At 64.8% G+C, this 15376-nt stretch carries 14 protein-coding genes and 1 tRNA gene; 5 read left to right on the forward strand and 10 right to left on the reverse strand.

Annotated features, from left to right (window positions below):
- Nucleotides 1–186 precede the first annotated feature (186 nt).
- The 3 genes from HZB53_16375 (at nucleotide 187) to HZB53_16385 (ending at nucleotide 1658) form a co-directional block, all read left to right on the forward strand.
- The gene (locus tag HZB53_16375; GenBank protein MBI5879225.1) at nucleotides 187–663 is read left to right on the forward strand and encodes a hypothetical protein; all 477 of its coding nucleotides are present in this window, start codon (nucleotides 187–189) and stop codon (nucleotides 661–663) included.
- A 357-nt stretch (nucleotides 664–1020) separates the two neighbouring features.
- Nucleotides 1021–1269, forward strand: coding sequence for a hypothetical protein (locus HZB53_16380; GenBank protein MBI5879226.1), 249 nt, complete (start codon nucleotides 1021–1023; stop codon nucleotides 1267–1269).
- Complete coding sequence (locus HZB53_16385) at nucleotides 1266–1658, forward strand: PIN domain-containing protein (protein ID MBI5879227.1); 393 nt, start codon at nucleotides 1266–1268, stop codon at nucleotides 1656–1658. The genes HZB53_16380 and HZB53_16385 overlap by 4 nt, the downstream gene beginning before the upstream one ends.
- Before the next feature lie 176 nt (nucleotides 1659–1834).
- On the opposite strand, the gene HZB53_16390 is transcribed toward HZB53_16385, so the two are convergent.
- The 7 genes from HZB53_16390 to rpsB all read right to left on the reverse strand — a co-directional run bounded on the left by HZB53_16390 (nucleotide 1835) and on the right by rpsB (nucleotide 8818).
- Nucleotides 1835–3742 (reverse strand): hypothetical protein, encoded by a 1908-nt coding sequence (locus HZB53_16390; protein ID MBI5879228.1) that lies wholly within the window; start codon nucleotides 3740–3742, stop codon nucleotides 1835–1837.
- A gap of 12 nt (nucleotides 3743–3754) precedes the next feature.
- Nucleotides 3755–4558 carry a phosphatidate cytidylyltransferase gene (locus tag HZB53_16395; protein ID MBI5879229.1) on the reverse strand — a complete coding sequence of 268 codons (804 nt, stop codon included), beginning with the start codon at nucleotides 4556–4558 and terminating at the stop codon, nucleotides 3755–3757.
- A gap of 29 nt (nucleotides 4559–4587) precedes the next feature.
- Nucleotides 4588–5349 carry a di-trans,poly-cis-decaprenylcistransferase gene (gene uppS, locus HZB53_16400; GenBank protein ID MBI5879230.1) on the reverse strand — a complete coding sequence of 254 codons (762 nt, stop codon included), beginning with the start codon at nucleotides 5347–5349 and terminating at the stop codon, nucleotides 4588–4590.
- A gap of 258 nt (nucleotides 5350–5607) precedes the next feature.
- Nucleotides 5608–6165 carry a ribosome recycling factor gene (gene frr, locus HZB53_16405; GenBank protein MBI5879231.1) on the reverse strand — a complete coding sequence of 186 codons (558 nt, stop codon included), beginning with the start codon at nucleotides 6163–6165 and terminating at the stop codon, nucleotides 5608–5610.
- Between the two features lie 47 nt (nucleotides 6166–6212).
- A complete protein-coding gene (locus tag HZB53_16410) occupies nucleotides 6213–6926 on the reverse strand; it encodes a UMP kinase (protein ID MBI5879232.1) in 714 nt (237 codons plus the stop codon).
- Nucleotides 6927–7022: 96 nt separating this feature from the next.
- Nucleotides 7023–7877: an elongation factor Ts gene (locus HZB53_16415; GenBank protein ID MBI5879233.1), complete on the reverse strand. Its 855-nt coding sequence runs from the start codon at nucleotides 7875–7877 to the stop codon at nucleotides 7023–7025.
- Nucleotides 7878–7951: 74 nt separating this feature from the next.
- Complete coding sequence (gene rpsB / locus HZB53_16420; protein ID MBI5879234.1) at nucleotides 7952–8818, reverse strand: 30S ribosomal protein S2; 867 nt, start codon at nucleotides 8816–8818, stop codon at nucleotides 7952–7954.
- 236 nt (nucleotides 8819–9054) lie between these two features.
- On the opposite strand from rpsB, the gene HZB53_16425 reads away from it, so the two are divergent.
- Nucleotides 9055–9128 (forward strand) — tRNA-Arg (locus HZB53_16425).
- A gap of 202 nt (nucleotides 9129–9330) precedes the next feature.
- Nucleotides 9331–10707 carry a beta-glucosidase gene (locus HZB53_16430; GenBank protein MBI5879235.1) on the forward strand — a complete coding sequence of 459 codons (1377 nt, stop codon included), beginning with the start codon at nucleotides 9331–9333 and terminating at the stop codon, nucleotides 10705–10707.
- Between the two features lie 129 nt (nucleotides 10708–10836).
- Here the strand turns inward: HZB53_16430 and HZB53_16435 are convergent, their stop codons facing one another.
- The 3 genes from HZB53_16435 to HZB53_16445 form a co-directional block, all read right to left on the reverse strand.
- Nucleotides 10837–11976, reverse strand: a complete 1140-nt coding sequence (locus tag HZB53_16435) for a hypothetical protein (GenBank protein ID MBI5879236.1) — start codon at nucleotides 11974–11976, stop codon at nucleotides 10837–10839.
- A 111-nt stretch (nucleotides 11977–12087) separates the two neighbouring features.
- A complete protein-coding gene (locus tag HZB53_16440) occupies nucleotides 12088–12939 on the reverse strand; it encodes an SDR family oxidoreductase (GenBank protein MBI5879237.1) in 852 nt (283 codons plus the stop codon).
- 183 nt (nucleotides 12940–13122) lie between these two features.
- The gene (locus tag HZB53_16445) at nucleotides 13123–15345 is read right to left on the reverse strand and encodes a glycoside hydrolase (GenBank protein ID MBI5879238.1); all 2223 of its coding nucleotides are present in this window, start codon (nucleotides 15343–15345) and stop codon (nucleotides 13123–13125) included.
- Nucleotides 15346–15376 lie beyond the last annotated feature (31 nt).

Below are 15376 nucleotides of genomic sequence, written 5' to 3' on the forward strand. Positions count from 1 at the left end.
CGTTGGCTCGATACCAAGCGCTTCCAACTGACACGCTTTCTCCGGTTCATCCGGCGCGAACTGGAAGCGATCTATGGCGTCGTCAACGTCATTCACGCTACCGTCGCCCCGCGCTTATGAATTTTGGATCTACTGAGTCTAATTTACCACGCTCCGGACGCCCGACGACATGTGAGGGTACAAACCATGAATGTGAACACATTCGGCTATGCACTGGGACTTCTTATCCTGTTGTTGGCATCCGGCTGTGGTACCACTGCCGCGGCGTCTAGAGATTCACAGTTTTTGGCTATTTTTCAGGTGCCCACGCATCCTCGATTGTATCTCAAGGTTGAGGTCCCGGACACCCAACCTAACGTGGGCGTCCTGTATATAGTCGACAATTACACGGGTAATTCTGTCTATTTCGAAGATGATACGCTCGGGCTTCGCGCATACAAGTACTACGATGACCAAAGGGAATGGCGGCGCGTCAATGTAAGCCTTAGAGTGTTTGAGAAAAACATCGTCGTACCCTCGGGTGATCCGGCGCGTTTCCCTCATGGGCTCTTTATTCGCTCAGCTTTTGAGGAGAAGGGAGCCCTGCGACTTGCCGTCGTTGGATGGACGAATCCGGCAGCACGTCAACCGATTGCTGCGTATGCTGATATTGATTTGAAGTGAGCTCGTATGGCACATGGTAGAAACGTTTTTTGCTCCAAGACAACGTGTACAATTGCAGTTTGCGATTTTGATGTAGCTATCTATCTCAAGCAGGTCTGGTCGGTTGTGATATCCGCCCCGCCGCGCCCACCGTAACACCAACGACCAGCCCGCCGCACGATTGAACGCCGTCCGCACGCCGGGCGGCTCCGCCGGCGCGTCCTCCAGACGCTCCCCGACGGCACGCGCATCGCCTACGTCGGCGGGATCGAAGTAACGCTCACCGGCACGCAGCGCATCACGAAGACGTACTATGCGGCATCCTGCACAATGCGCACCCGATTTGACGTATGCATACGATTCCCTATAATGCATACTATGAAAACACGCATTACGCTAACGATTGATCCCCAAATCGTGCGCCGCGCCAAGCGCATAGCCCACGTGCGCCGCACAAGCGTCTCGGCGCTGGTCGAGGAATTCGTGCGCGCGGCGCCTGACGAACCCGGCGCGGCCGGCTCATCGTTTGTGCAGCAGTGGGCCGGCAAGTTTCGCGTGGCCGCGTCCGCCAAACCGGACGCGCGCCTGGCAGCGCTGAAAGCCCGCTATCACCTGGATGACCAGTGAAGGCTCTGCTCGATACCGACATCCTGCTGGACGTCGCTTTGCGGCGCACCGCCTTCTTCGACGACAGTGCGCGCGTGCTCGACTGGGCCGAGGCGGCGCCCGGTCATACGGCGGTGGCATGGCATTCATTATCCAATCTCGCCTACCTGCTGCGCCCCGACGCACGACAGTTCATCCGCGGCTTGCTTCAATTCTGTGAGGTAGCGTCGGTGTCGACCGACCAGGCCCGCCAGGCACTGGCCCTGCCGCTTCGTGATTTCGAAGATGCGTTGCAGGCCGTTGCCGCGTTGTCCTTTGGCGCCGACTTCATCGTGACGCGCAACCTCGCGCATTATCGCCGATCACCGGTGCCGCCACTCGCGCCCAGGCAATTCCTCGCTCGCGTCTGAGGCGTTGCATCAGACGCGACAAAAGAAAAAGCTCGCTTCAACAGCGAGCTTCTTTGTTGTGGTGCGGGGGTGCGCCAATCGTGCAGCAGTGCGCTATACTTTGTGCATGCTGACCACTGTTCGACAGGCTCAGGGGCCGCCAGGCCGGCAAGCAACTAGCGACCAGTGACTTGTAGCTAGTGACTTGCCGCATCCCCATTCCCGTTCGTGCCCGCCTTCTGCTCCATCGCCACCAGCGTGCGCGCCACCTCGTCGATCGCCACGCGCTGCTTGCGGTACAGGTCGGACTCCGACATCGCCAGCCGCTCGGCGATCTCGCGGATGCGCTTGCCCTCGATGAACTTCATGTGCAGGATCTGGTAGAGGATCCACTCGCGCGCCTGCAGGTCCGGCTCGCCCGCCGGGCGCAGTAACTCGATCGCTTCCAGCAGCACCGAGCGCAGCGCCTGGGTCGGCGACTGCTCGTGGCTGTCCAGCGCCACGTGCACGACCTGCAGGTTCAGCAGCGGCGACTCGCTCAGCTTCGGGCCGCCCCAGTAGTGCGTCAGCGCGTCGCGCACCCACTGCGGGAACTCCGACGCCTTCAGCACGCCGTCGGCGCCGGCCGCCTGCGTCGAGCCGGGGTAGGTGATCCGGCTGCGCGCCCGCTGCAGCGACTCGATCTCCGGCCGCAGTTCCTGCAGTGCGCTGAAGATGACCGACTGCATGCGCCGGTCTTCCAGCGTGCGCTCCACCTGCCGCACCAGCTCCTGCAGGATCGTCTGCTCCCGCCCGGACAGATCGGCCGGTGCGCCCTGCGCCGCAATGCCGAGCATGCCGGTGATGCCGTTGCGGTCGCGGTCGAACAGCGGCCGCAGCCAGACGCCGGCCTGCGCGCTGAACTCGGCGCGCGGCGCCTGCAGGGCGGCCTGGATCTGGTCATCGCGCACCAGCGCCTGCACTGCCACGCGCGCGCCGACGTACGCCTCCAGTTCCAGCCCCTCCGCGCCCAGCACCAGCACAAAGCCCTGTCGCGCGCGCAGCACATCGCAGAACGACGCCAGGATGTTCTCGAACAACTGCATCTGGTCGCTGCGCGTCAGCAGTCGCTCGTCCAGCCGCTGCAGCCAGGCCACCTCGCGGCGGTCCTCCCAGTCCGAGACGACGTCGAGGATCGGTTTCGCCAGCGAGACGATCACCTGGAACATGACGATCGACACGATCGCCGCGAAGATGACCAGCGAGTCCTGCGGCAGTCCGAACAAAACTTCGATGCGCGGCACGAACAGGATCAGGCCAATCGCGCCGGTGCCCATCAGCGGCGCCTGGATCAGGTAGCGGATCAGGTTGCGCTTGACGACGCGGTCCGGCTCAATTGAGCCGTAGTATGAGACCGCGTACGCCATCATGATCATCATCGTCGCCACGCCGGTGTTGCCGACCAGCGACAGGATCAGCACCCATTCGGGCGACACCGTCGCCGGGGTGCCGGCCAGCAGCAGGTATGGGAAAACGCCCAGCGCCGGCGCGGCGAACGAGATCAGCAGGTAGGTCATGCGCCGCCGCGAGGTTGCCGTCAGGCAGCGGACGCGCGCCCAGAGCGTGTTGAACACGCCGCCGGCGAAGGTGGCCACGAAGTACAGCAGGAAAACGCCGAAGTACGGGCCGGCGGCAAACTGCGGCGCGACCGGCACGTACACCTCGTCGCGCACGATCAGGTCGGTATTGACCGCCGCCAGGAAGAACGCCAGCCCGATCCCGTACGCGACGAAAGTGATGGCGCGCCGCCACGGCGAGAAGATGTTGGTGGTGCGCAGCAGCGCCTCGGAGAAGTGCAGGTAGGCGGCCGGCACCAGCGCAATGCCGATCCACTGGAAGCGCAGCCAGAGCACCGTCGTCGGCACGTCGCGCACGCGCGCCAGCAGCACGTCGCCGGCGTACACGATCGCGACGAACAGCATCAGCGCGCCGAACCCGCGCGCGACGGCGTTGCGCGGGTTGCGCACCGCGATATAGACGAAGAGCGCAAACGCGATAATGACGTTGGCGGCCGACGTCAGCAGATTGACGACGACCAGCACCGACGCAAGCGTGATTTCAGACATGGGTGGCGCCGGCTACCGCAGGCCGAGCACCCAGAGGGCGTACAGCGTTACGGCGGGGAACGCATACATCATACTGTCGATCCGGTCGAGCACGCCGCCGTGCCCGGGAATGGTGTAGCCGGCGTCCTTGACGCCGACCTGCCGCTTGATCAGGCTTTCGGCCAGATCGCCAAAGTCGCCGGCGACGACGACCAGCAGGCTCATCAGCACGACATGCCAGAGCGGGATGCCCGGCAGCCACAGCCAGCCGGTCAGCAGGCCGACCAGCACGCCCGCCACGCCGCCGCCGAGCGCGCCTTCCCACGACTTCTTCGGGCTGATGCGCGGCGCCAGCCGCCGCCGGCCCCAGCGCACGCCGACCACATAGGCCGCCGAGTCGTTCATCCAGGTCACGAACGCCGCCAGCGCGACCAGCGGCAGTCCGACCGGTTCGAGTTGCCGCAGCCGCAGCACCTGCGCCAGCAGCACGCCGATGTACAGCGCCCCGGCCAGCGTCAATCCCCAGCCGCTCAACGCGCCGCTCAGGTCGGCCCGGCGCATCGGCAGCACCAGCGACAGCATCACCGCCAGCGGCAGGCCCCACTCGACCAGATGATAGCCGGGGAACGCCGTGTCCGCCAGGATCAGCGCGATCAGCCCCGCGCCGAGCAGGCGCTGGGTCTGATGCCCGCCGTGGCGCGCCAGCCCGTCATACTCGAACGCGGCGATGCCCGCCGCGCCCAGCACCAGCACGAAGAACGGGACGCCCCCGAAATATGCGGGGACGGTCACCAGCACAATGAGGATGGCGCCGCTGATATACCGCCGCAGGTCCAACGCTGTCCTTTCTGTCGGGCCGGCAGCGGTCAGAGCTTGCGGTTAACAGGCTCGGCGGGCGCGCCGGCGAGGATTTGTTCCTGCGTCTTGCCGAACTTGCGCACCCGCTGGTCGAACGCCTCAAGCGCGCGGATCAGTTCGGCCCGGTTGAAATCGGGCCAGTAGGTCGGGGTGCTGTAGAACTCGGCGTACGCGGCCTGCCAGATCAGGAAGTTGCTCAGCCGCATTTCGCCGGCCGTGCGGATCACCAGGTCCGGATCGGCCTGGCCGGCCGTGTACAGGTGACTGCTGATCGTCTCTTCGCTGATCTGCTCGAGCGGGATGCCCGCGGCCATGATCCGGCGCACGGCGTCGACGATCTCGGTGCGGCCGCCATAGTTGAAAGCCACGTTCAGCGTGATGCGCGTGTTGTTGCGGGTGAGCGCGATCGCCGCTTTGACCTGCTCCTGCAGGTTCGGCGCGAGGCCCTCCAGCCGCCCGATATGCCACAGCCTCACGCCGTTCTTGTGCAGGTCGTTCACCTCGCGCTTGAGCATCATTTCGAGGATGCCCAGCAAGCCCTGCACCTCGTCGGACGGCCGGCTCCAGTTTTCCGTGGAAAACGAATAGAGCGTCAGCGTCTGGATGCCGAATTCCGCGCACGCTTCCAGCACGCCGCGAATATTCTCTGTGCCCGCGCGATGGCCTTCCAGCCGGATGCGCCCGCGCTGCTGGGCCCAGCGGCCGTTGCCGTCCATGATGATCGCGACGTGATGCGGGACGCGCGAGAATGTAGGCTGGTTGTCCGCCATCGTCTCACCTCGTCAGCCATTATGCCACTCAACAGATGAACGGTCAAACGCTTTGGCCGCTTTCCGGCGGCGACCGGGCCACAAACAAAGCAGGAGGTGGCAGACTCGCTGCCACCTCCTGCTCTCGCTTAACCCGCAAACTCAACGCCCGCACTGCTGTTCCCGGCGCACCCGCTCTCCCGGTTGGGATTTGGGCTTGGGAGTTGTCGTTGGGTTTTGGGATTTGGAAGTTGGGGGTTGGGGGTTGGGGTTTTCCCCCTAGACTTCCATCAGTTCCTTTTCTTTGTCCTTGCCGACCTCATTGGCCTGCGCGATGAAGCGGTCGGTAATCTCCTGCAGTTGCTCGCGGCCGCGGCGGTGGTCGTCCTCGGAGATCATCTTTTCCTTCTCCATCTCCTTCAGGTCGTCCATCGCATGGTGTCGGATGTTGCGGATGGCGATATGCGCCTCTTCGATGCGCTTGTGCACGCGCTTGACGAGGTCGCGGCGGCGCTCCTCAGTCAGCGGCGGGATCGGCAGGCGGATGATCTTGCCATCGTTGGCCGGCGTCAGCCCGAGGTCGGACTTCAAGATCGCGCGCTCGATCGCCGTCAACGTGCTGGCGTCAAACGGCCGGATCGTCAGCATGCGCGCCTCGGGCGCGGAGATGGTCGCCAGTTGGATCAGCGGCGCGGTCGCGCCGTACGCCTCGACCGCCAGCTCCTCGACCAGCGCCGGCGACGCGCGGCCGGTGCGAATCGTCGTGAGGTCGTGCTTGAGCGAGTCGATCGCCTTCTTCATCTTGGCTTCTTCTTCGCGTACCAGGTCCTTGATCATCGTCTCCTCCGGTCACATTCGGCCCCCCCGCAGGTCGGCCCGTGTCCCTAGCATACAAGGGTTCCGATTTTTTCGCCAAAAACAACCTTGTCCACGCTGCCCGGCTCCCACAGGTCCACGACGATGATCGGCATCTGGTGCTCCATGCACAGCGAGATCGCCGTGACGTCCATCACGCCGACGCGCAGGTTGAGCGCGTCCATATACGACATCTGCTCGAACCGCTGCGCGTTCGGGTTGATGCGCGGGTCCTCCGCATAGATGGCGTCCACTTTGGTTGCCTTGATGAACACGTCGGCCTTGATCTCGTTGGCGCGCAGCGCGCCGGCCGTGTCCGTGGTGAAGTACGGGTTGCCGGTGCCCGCGCCGAAGATGACCACGCGCCCTTTCTCCAGGTGGCGGATGGCGCGGCCGCGAATGTACGGCTCGGCCACCGAGCGCATCTCGATCGCGGTCTGCACGCGCGAGGGCACGTCGAACTGGTTGAGCGCGTCCTGCAGCGCCAGCGCGTTCATCACGGTAGCCAGCATGCCGATATGGTCGGCCGGGACGCGGTCCATGCCGAGCGCGGCGCCGTCCTTGCCGCGCCAGACGTTGCCGCCGCCGATCAGGATCGCCGTCTGCACGCCGAGCGAGCAGATGTGCTTGATCGTGTTGGCGACGCGACGCGCGCTCTCCGGATCGATGCCGAAGCCGCCCTTGCCCGCCAGCGCCTCGCCGCCCAGCTTGAGCAGGATTCGCTTGTATTTTAGTTCACGCACACGGACTCCTCGCGCGCAAGCGCAAAAAACGGGCCACCGGCCAGATGGAGCATGGCGCCCCGCTGTACCCGTGACCCGGCAGGCCCCAGGGCCATCTCAGTCGCCGAGTTCAAAACGGACGAAGCGTTTGACCTGCACCGCCTCGCCCAACTGCCCGCTCGCCTGCTTGATCAGAGCCGCGATCTTGACCTTGTCGTCGCGGATGAACGGCTGGTTGAGCAGGCACGCGTCCTCGTAGAACTTTTGCAGCTTGCCATCGATGATGCGCTCGATCACGTTCGCCGGCTTCTTCTCCTCGGCCAGTTGCGCGCGGTAGATGGCGCGCTCGGACTCGATCACGCCGGCCGGCACGTCCTCCGGGCGCACATACACCGGCTTGATCGCCGCGATCTGCAGCGCGATGTCGTGCGCCAGCGCCTTGAACGCGGCGGACTGCGCCTTCTCGCTGGTCTGCGCGCTCAGCTCGACGAGCACGGCCACGCGCCCGCCCGCATGCACGTACACTTCCAGCGCGCTGGCGCCCTCGCCCACGTCGTAGCGGGCGATGCGCCGCACCTGGATATTCTCGCCGAGCTGGGCGATCGCGGACTTGATCTGCTCCACGTTCGGCATGTCGGCCGCTGTCGCGTACGGCGGGTTGGCGTCAAACACCTGCCCGGCCAGATCGGCGGCCAGGGCGCGGAAAGCGTCGGTGCGCGCCACGAAATCGGTTTCGCAGTTGACTTCGACCAGCACGCCGCGCTTGCCGTCGGCGCCGACGCGCGCTTCGATGACGCCGTCTTTGGCCTCGCGCTCCGCCTTCTTGGCGGCGCGCGCCAGGCCCTTCTCGCGCAGCAGGTCGATGGCGCGCTGCATATCGCCCTGTGTGTCCTGCAGAGCCTTCTTGCTGTCGAGGATGCCCGCGCCGGTGCGCTGGCGCAACTCCTTGACCATCTCCGTCGTAATTTCCATCGGGGGCTACTCCTCTAATGTTTGGCACTCACCATGAGGGGCGTAGTACTCTACGCCCCTCGCTGTGATTTCGCTTATGACAGGTCGTCGGCTACGTCTTCGGGGTCCGGTTCGAACACGGTGCCGTAGGTGCGGCTGCCCGCCACGGCCGGTTCGCCCTCGGCCGCGGGCGTCTCGCTGGTGGCGGCCTGGGCCTCGGCGACGGCTGCGGCGGCCTCGGCCGCGGGCGTCTGGTCGCGCTCCGGCGCGACGGCGGCGCGCATCTGCGTGCCCTCGATACAGGCATCGGCCATTTTGCCGCACAGCAACTGCACGGCGCGGATGGCGTCGTCGTTGGCCGGAATCACGTAGTCGATCGGATCGGGGTCCGAGTTGGTGTCGACCATCGCCGCGACCGGAATGCCGAGCGATTTGGCTTCCTTGACGGCGAGCACTTCGCGGCGCGTGTCAATCACAAACAGCAGGTCGGGCAGCTTCGTCATCGTCTTGATGCCGCCCAAGCGCATGTTCAGGCGCGTCATCTCGCGCTCGATCAGCAACTGTTCCTTCTTGGTCAGGCGCTCCAGATCGCCAAGCTGCTTGCGCGTCTCCAGATTGATCAGGTGGTCAATCCGCTTGCGAATGGTGACAAAGTTGGTCAGCGTGCCGCCGAGCCAGCGCTGGCTGACGTACGGCATGGACGCACGGGTGGACTCGGTGGCCACGATATCCTGCGCCTGCTTCTTCGTGCCAACGAACAGCACGGTGCCGCCTTTGCCAATCGTGTCGCGCACGGCCTCGTAGGCCTTGTCGAGACGCGACATCGTCTGCTGCAGGTCGATAATGTGGACGCCGTTGCGCTCGGTGAAGATGTAGGTGCGCATCTTCGGGTTCCAGCGGCCGGTCTTGTGGCCGAAGTGGACGCCCGCCTCGAGCAGCGACTTCATGGATGTAACAGGCATGGGTACTCCGTCTCCTTGTTTTGGTCCTCCACCCCACATGGCGCACTGTCCCGGGGTGCGGGACGAGGCGACAAGGATGCGTGGCGGTGTGAGAAATGATCTGCCGAACGGTGATTATATAGATCAAGGGGCGAATCCCCAAATGGCGGCTAGTCGCTAGTTGCTAGTTGCTAGCAGCTAGTCGCGATTTTGACATCTGCCCGGTCACAGATATAATACTTTTCGCATGTCCGCATGCGCCCGTAGCTCAGTTGGATAGAGCGTTGGGTTGCGGACCCAAAGGCCACAGATTCGAGTTCTGTCGGGCGCATCGCGCAGCGGCGCTACCGGTTTTCCGGTAGCGCCGTTTGCTTTCCCTCCGTTGCGACCTCGGATGCGCCGGTGCACATTCGTGTGCGTTCTCCCCCTGGATCGCCTTGCCTGCGGCTCGCCAGCCGGTGGTAGAATAACCACACTGGACGATCGCAGGTTTTCGGCGCCGCCGCACAATTACTGAAAAGGCCGGTGTCTCCATGACTGAGCCACAACTCCTCTCATTCCCCAGGGACTTCGTGTGGGGCGCCGGTTCCTCGGCGTACCAGATCGAAGGCGCGGCGCGAGAGGACGGGCGCGCGCCGTCCGTCTGGGACACGTTCGCGCGCCGGCGCGGCCGCGTCCGCAACGGCGAAACGGGCGACGCTGCCTGCGACCATTATCACCGCTGGGCCGACGACATTCAAGTAATGAAGCGGCTCGGTCTTAAGGCGTACCGTTTTTCGGTCGCCTGGCCGCGCATTTTGCCTCAGGGGCGCGGCGCCGTCAACGCGGCCGGCCTCGACTTCTACGAGCGGCTGGTCGACGGATTGCTGGCGGCCGGCATCGAGCCGCTGCTGACGCTGTACCACTGGGACCTGCCGCAGCCGCTGCAGGACGCGGGCGGCTGGCCCAAACGCGACACGGCGCGCTACTTCGCCGACTATGCCACGGTGGTCGCCGCGCGGCTGGGTGACCGCGTGGAAACCTGGATCACGCAGAACGAGCCGTGGGTGCACGCTCTGGTCGGCCACCTGTACGGCGAGCACGCGCCCGGCCGGCGCAACCCGTTCGCGGCGCTGGCGGCACTCCATCACCTGCTGCTCTCGCATGGCTACGCCGTGCCGGCCATCCGCAGCGCCGTGCGCCGGCCAGTCAAGGTTGGCATCGCACTGAACCTGACCCCGGTCTATCCCGCCAGCCCCGGCGGCCGGGACCGGAAGGCCATGCGTTTCAGCGACAACTTCCTCAACCGCCTCGCGCTCGAACCGGTGCTCAAGGGGCAGTATCCCGGCGATTTCACCGGCTCGCGCATCTGGCGCTGGCTGACGCGCGGCGTGATCCAGCCGGACGACCTGAAGACGATCGGGGTCCCGATCGATTTCCTGGGCATCAACTACTATTACCGCACCGTCATGCGCTACGCGCCGATCGTGCAGTCTGTGCCGGTCTTTCCGAAAGAGAACGAGTACACCGAGATGTGGGAAATCTACCCGACGGGCCTGTACGACCTGCTGATGCGCGTCCGGCGCGATTACCCGCCGGTCGATATCGTGATCACGGAAAACGGCGCGGCCGTGCCGGATCGACTCGAGCCCGACGGGCGCGTCCACGATACACGCCGTATCCGCTACCTGCGCGATCACGTCGTGCAACTCCATCGCGCCATGTCGGACGGCGTGCCGGTGCGCGGCTACGTGGTCTGGTCGCTCATGGACAACTTCGAGTGGGCGCTCGGCTACGCCAAACGCTTTGGGCTGGTGTACGTCGATTATGCGACGCAGGCGCGCATTCTCAAGGACAGCGCGCTGTGGTATGCGCAGGTCATGTGGCAGGGTGGCGTTGATCCGCGCAGCGAGCAAGCGCCGGCCGGGTAGATCGCGCGGGTCGCCCACGCCGGCGCGCGACACGCCAAAGCAAACCTCCCGCCATACGCCGACAAGGCGTATGGCGGGAGGCCTGTGCATTTCAGCGGCTCATCCGGCCGCGCTTGCGCTGTGCGCCGGTTATTTCTTGAACCACAACTCGTGAATGATATTGTCCGCGCCGCGGTACACGACGTGCTGCGAGTGGTCGCCTTCCCAGGCAAAGGCCACCGGATCGCTGTCGGCGGCCGGCGCGCCCGCCATGCGGTTGATCGCTGCGCCATACTTCCACGATCCGCCGGTGATCCCCTTCGAGAACCACAACTCGTGCACCTGCTTGTCCTGCCCGCGATAGACGATGTGCATTGTCTTGTCGTTTTCCCAGGAATAGCCCCACGGCATGCCGTCGGCCAGTGGCGCGCCGGTCTTGGCGCTGATCGCGCCGCCGTTCTTCCACTGCCCGCCCGATGACTTGGTAAACCAGAGCTCGTTGATCTGGTTGTCCGGCGCCCGGTAGATCACGTGCTGGGTGTGGTCGGCTTCCCAGGCGAAGCCCATCGCATCGCTGGCCGCCCCTGAGCCGCCGGCCTTGCCGTTGATCGCGCCGCCGCGCTTCCACTCGCCGCCGCGCATGCCTTTGGTGAACCAGAGTTCGTGGATATCGTTGTCGGTGCCGCGGTAGATGATGTGCTGCGAGTGGTCATGCTCCCAAACGAAGCCCGCGACGTCGCCCGCCACCGCGGGTGACGCGATCGTGGCGTTGATGGCGCCGCCATACTTCCACTGGCCGCCGCCGTCTTTGGTGAACCACAACTCGTGCACGTTGCCCTCGACACCGCGGTAGACGACGTGCATCGTATGGTCGTCTTCCCACGTGAAGCCAAACGGGTCGCCTGCCGCAGCCGGCGCGCCGGCCTTCTGCGATACCGCGCCGCCGTACTGCCACTTCGGGTTGTTCCCGCCGGCCTTGAACCACAACTCGTGGATTTCGTTGTCCGTCCCGCGATAGACGACGTGCTGAGTCCCGTCATGTTCCCACGCGAAACCGTGCGGGTCGCCCGCAGCCGCCGGTGCGCCGGCAATCGTGCTGAGCGCGCCGCCATAGGTCCACTTCGGGTTGCGGCCACCCTTCTTGAACCACAGCTCGTGAATCTGGTTGTCCACGCCCTTATACACGACGTGCTGTGTGTGATCAGCCTCCCATGCATAGGCGCCGGGCTGTCCAGTCGCGGCCGGGCCGCCGGCCTCATGGCTGATCGGGTTGTGTTTCCAGTTGGGCATAATGGCTCCTCCGGTAGTCTGTCACTGCGGCGGCGCTCCGCGCCGCTCACCGAATGCAATGAATCTATGTGAAAATTGGCCGGCTGTCAATGCCGGACTGCGCCCGGCGGCTCAGTCCGGGTAGCTCGCGTACCACTCCCGGCGCGCCTCGAAATCATCCGGATAGAGCGTGACCTTGGCGGGTGCGAACTCGAAATCGAAGCCCTCGCGGGCAATCGTGTCGCAGATCGGGCCGGCATCGAAACGATAACCGCTGAAGCGCCCGGGCGGCTGAGCCGCCAGCCAGACATACCCCGCGCCCAGCGCGACCGGGTCCGCCCAGCGCGCCTTCTCCTCAGTCGGCAGATGGTCAAACTCATTCCATGTGATGCGGGTTGTCTTGATCGGCTTACCCGGCCCCATGGTGTTGACCGCGATCCGGTCGGGCGCCGCTTCGAGCGATAGCGCTTTCACGAACCCTTCCTGAGCGTGCTTGCCCGTGCAGTAGGTGACCTCGTCCTTGAAGCCACGGAAGCTCGAACCGCTGGCGACCCCAATGATGTGACCGCCGCCCTGCCGTTTCATCGCCGGCCAGACGGCCCGCGCGCCGTTGAACAGCCCGCCCAGGCTGACGTGCAACTGCCGCCACCAGAGGTCGAGTGTTGTGTCCTCGAAGCGCACCAGCGGCATCAGGATGGCGCAGTGCACCAGCACGTCGAGCCGTCCCCAGCGCGTAAGCACCCGTTCGACAACCGCTTGAAACGCCGCCGGGTCGCTGACATCCAGCAGCTCGGTCGCGCCGGTGCCGCCGTCGGCCTGCAGATCGCGGCCCGTGCGAGCCAGCTCAGCCGCGTCGATATCCGTGGCGCACACGCACGCGCCGGCCAGTCCACATGCGCGCGCGATGCCCCAGCCCAGTCCCCGGCCAGCGCCGGTCACCAGTACCACACGCTCTTTCAATACGGTATTGCCTGTATGGCTCATCATAGCCTCCGGACGCATCATACCACAATTGCAGCGGGCCGCCGATCACGCAAGGGCAAAACAGACGAGCCGCCGTCTTTAACCATGTGGGAACCGCTGCGACCTGGGCGGCGCGTCAACGCCGCTCATAAAAAAAACGCCCGGCGTTTTTCGCCGGGCGTTTGAGTTCGTTCGAGCGCAACGCTACAATACGCGCACACGATAGCTGTTGACCAGCACCGATTCGCCATAGCGCAGCGTAAGCTCCAGCCGGTAGCTGCCCGCCCTCGCCAGTTGGAACGTCACGTCCTGCACGTGCTGCGCCAGGCAGTCGGGCCCCAGCGCCGTGGTCATATCCGGCGCCTGCCAGGCTGTCTGCCCGGCCTCGTCCAGCACACGCGCCGCGACGGTCACGCGCTCGTACGACCAGAGCGAGTCGTTGACGGCAAAAATGGACGCCGTGATCGCCTCGCCCGCGCGGTACGCATCCTGCTTGAACTGCGCGAACGCATACTCCGGGTTGAGCGCCGTCTTCATCGCGTCGTACGAGCGCTTCGGCACGCGCCAGTAGTCCACCAGCGACCACTGCACCGCCGGGTTGCTGTCAAGGAATACGAACGCCGCGAAGCCGCCGCACGGCCGGTACTTGTGGTAGCGCAGCCAGTCCACGTAATACTGGTTGAGGTCGATCTGGTACTCCTGCGACATGGCGATCAGGTCGGGCAGGCTGCGCGCCGAGCGCCAGTCATACCAGTCGGCCATTTGGTCGGGCTGGAAGTGATAGCGTTCCTGCATGAGCTTCCAGTCAATCTTCTGGATGTCGGCGTCCATGAACTTGACCGCCGATTCGAGGTTCGGGAACGACTGCGCGCCAAACTCGGTAGCGAACTGCAACGTGCCGGGAAAGATCCGCGTGAGCGTCTCGAACCGGCGCTTGGGGCCGTCCCCGGTCTTGTACCAGCCGAAGTAGAAGTGCGAGTCGGTGTCGCTCATCCACGGCAGCGCCCACTTGCCCGAGGCGCGCAGCACAAACCGGGTCGGGTCGACGCGCTCGGCGACCCGCTTCAGGCGCGTGTCGAGCACGTTGCGATCCCACGAATAGATGTACGACGAGAAACCGGCGCGCAGCAATGCCAGTGGGTTGTAATGGCTCGTGTCGACCAGGCCGATCGGCTCGTTGTGCATGCACCAGATACCGATCGACGGGTGGTTATACAGCGTGTTGATCATCAACTGCACCTGCCGCTCAGCCTGCGGCACGATGCAGTGATCGTACGCCCACTGCAGGGGGAAGTCCTGCCAGATCAGGATGCCGAGCTCGTCGGCAACCTCGTAGAACTCGCGCTTCTCGACGTGGCCGTGGACGCGCAGGAAATTCATGTTGGCGTCCTTCGCCAGTTGCAGGTCCTGCGCGTACCGCTCGCGCGTCATCGTCGCCATGCGCGTGTCGCCCGGCGGGTAGTTATTGCCCTTCAGGAAGAAGCGGTGCCCGTTGAGATACGGCACGAAGTCGTGCATCTCGAACGTGCGCAGCCCCCAGCGGAACTCCCACGCATCGTAGCGCGAGCGCAGCAGCTCGTCGCCGAACGTCTCGACGCGCACGGTGTAGAGATTCGGATCGAGTAGGTCGTGCGTCCACCACAGCTTCGGGTGCTCCAGCTTGAAGAAGCGCGTGACCGTGTTGTCGCCCGGCGCGCAGTTGGCGCGCCACGCGATGCTGAACGGCTTGCCCTCGAAGTTGTGCGGCGTGAAGGTGACGCGGTAGACCGGCGCCGACGGCGCCAGCGAATTGGCAACGATGTCCGCACGCAGCTCGAGCGTGTCCGGCGGGTTCTCATCGGCCAGCCGGATCACATCGTCATTGCGCACCGGGGTCAGCCGGAAATCGCTGATATAGACCGGCCCGGTCTCCACGATCTCAACCGACTGCCAGATGCCGCCCGGGTTGGCCGCCGGGTCCAGGCAGTCCCAGTGCGAGAAGACGCCGGTGATCTGTCGCTTGGCAGACTTGTTCGACTCGTCCGCGCACTCCACCTCGATCAGCAACTCGTTGTCAGGCGTCCGCGCGTTCAGGTGTGGCGTGATGTCAAACTCACGCCCGAAGGCATAGCCCTCGTTCTCGCCAAGCCGGAAGCCGTTGAGGTACGCAACATAGAAATAGAAGACGCCGTTCAGGCGCAGCCGGTAGCGCTTGCCTTTTTCCGGCGTCAGCGTGAACCGCTTGCGGTAAACCACCTTGCCGGTGTACGTCGCCAACTGCGGATGCTGCTGCCAGTGCCCCGGCACGCTGACGGTCAGCCACTGTTCGTCGGAGTAGTAGTTGCCGCGGAACGACGGCGTCGGGATCAGTTCCCACGCGCCATCGAGACAGGTCACTGTGCTGCGCGCCGGCGCTGGCGGCCGGCGATCGAGGATGTCCACATTCATGTTGATTTAACCACGCGGTGCGTGCCCATCC

This window comes from Chloroflexota bacterium, assembly GCA_016235055.1.
GTDB lineage: Bacteria > Chloroflexota > Anaerolineae > JACRMK01 > JACRMK01 > JACRMK01.

Excerpts from the sequence above, each read along its gene's own strand:
- HZB53_16445 (MBI5879238.1), bottom strand. The coding sequence starts at position 15,345 with ATGAATGTGGACATCCTCGATCGCCGGCCGCCAGCGCCGGCGCGCAGC.
- HZB53_16430 (MBI5879235.1), top strand. The coding sequence starts at position 9,331 with ATGACTGAGCCACAACTCCTCTCATTCCCCAGGGACTTCGTGTGGGGC.
- uppS (MBI5879230.1), bottom strand. The coding sequence starts at position 5,349 with ATGGCGGACAACCAGCCTACATTCTCGCGCGTCCCGCATCACGTCGCG.
- HZB53_16415 (MBI5879233.1), bottom strand. The coding sequence starts at position 7,877 with ATGGAAATTACGACGGAGATGGTCAAGGAGTTGCGCCAGCGCACCGGC.
- HZB53_16390 (MBI5879228.1), bottom strand. The coding sequence starts at position 3,742 with ATGTCTGAAATCACGCTTGCGTCGGTGCTGGTCGTCGTCAATCTGCTG.
- HZB53_16440 (MBI5879237.1), bottom strand. The coding sequence starts at position 12,939 with ATGAGCCATACAGGCAATACCGTATTGAAAGAGCGTGTGGTACTGGTG.
- HZB53_16375 (MBI5879225.1), top strand. The coding sequence starts at position 187 with ATGAATGTGAACACATTCGGCTATGCACTGGGACTTCTTATCCTGTTG.
- rpsB (MBI5879234.1), bottom strand. The coding sequence starts at position 8,818 with ATGCCTGTTACATCCATGAAGTCGCTGCTCGAGGCGGGCGTCCACTTC.
- frr (MBI5879231.1), bottom strand. The coding sequence starts at position 6,165 with ATGATCAAGGACCTGGTACGCGAAGAAGAAGCCAAGATGAAGAAGGCG.
- HZB53_16435 (MBI5879236.1), bottom strand. The coding sequence starts at position 11,976 with ATGCCCAACTGGAAACACAACCCGATCAGCCATGAGGCCGGCGGCCCG.
- HZB53_16380 (MBI5879226.1), top strand. The coding sequence starts at position 1,021 with ATGAAAACACGCATTACGCTAACGATTGATCCCCAAATCGTGCGCCGC.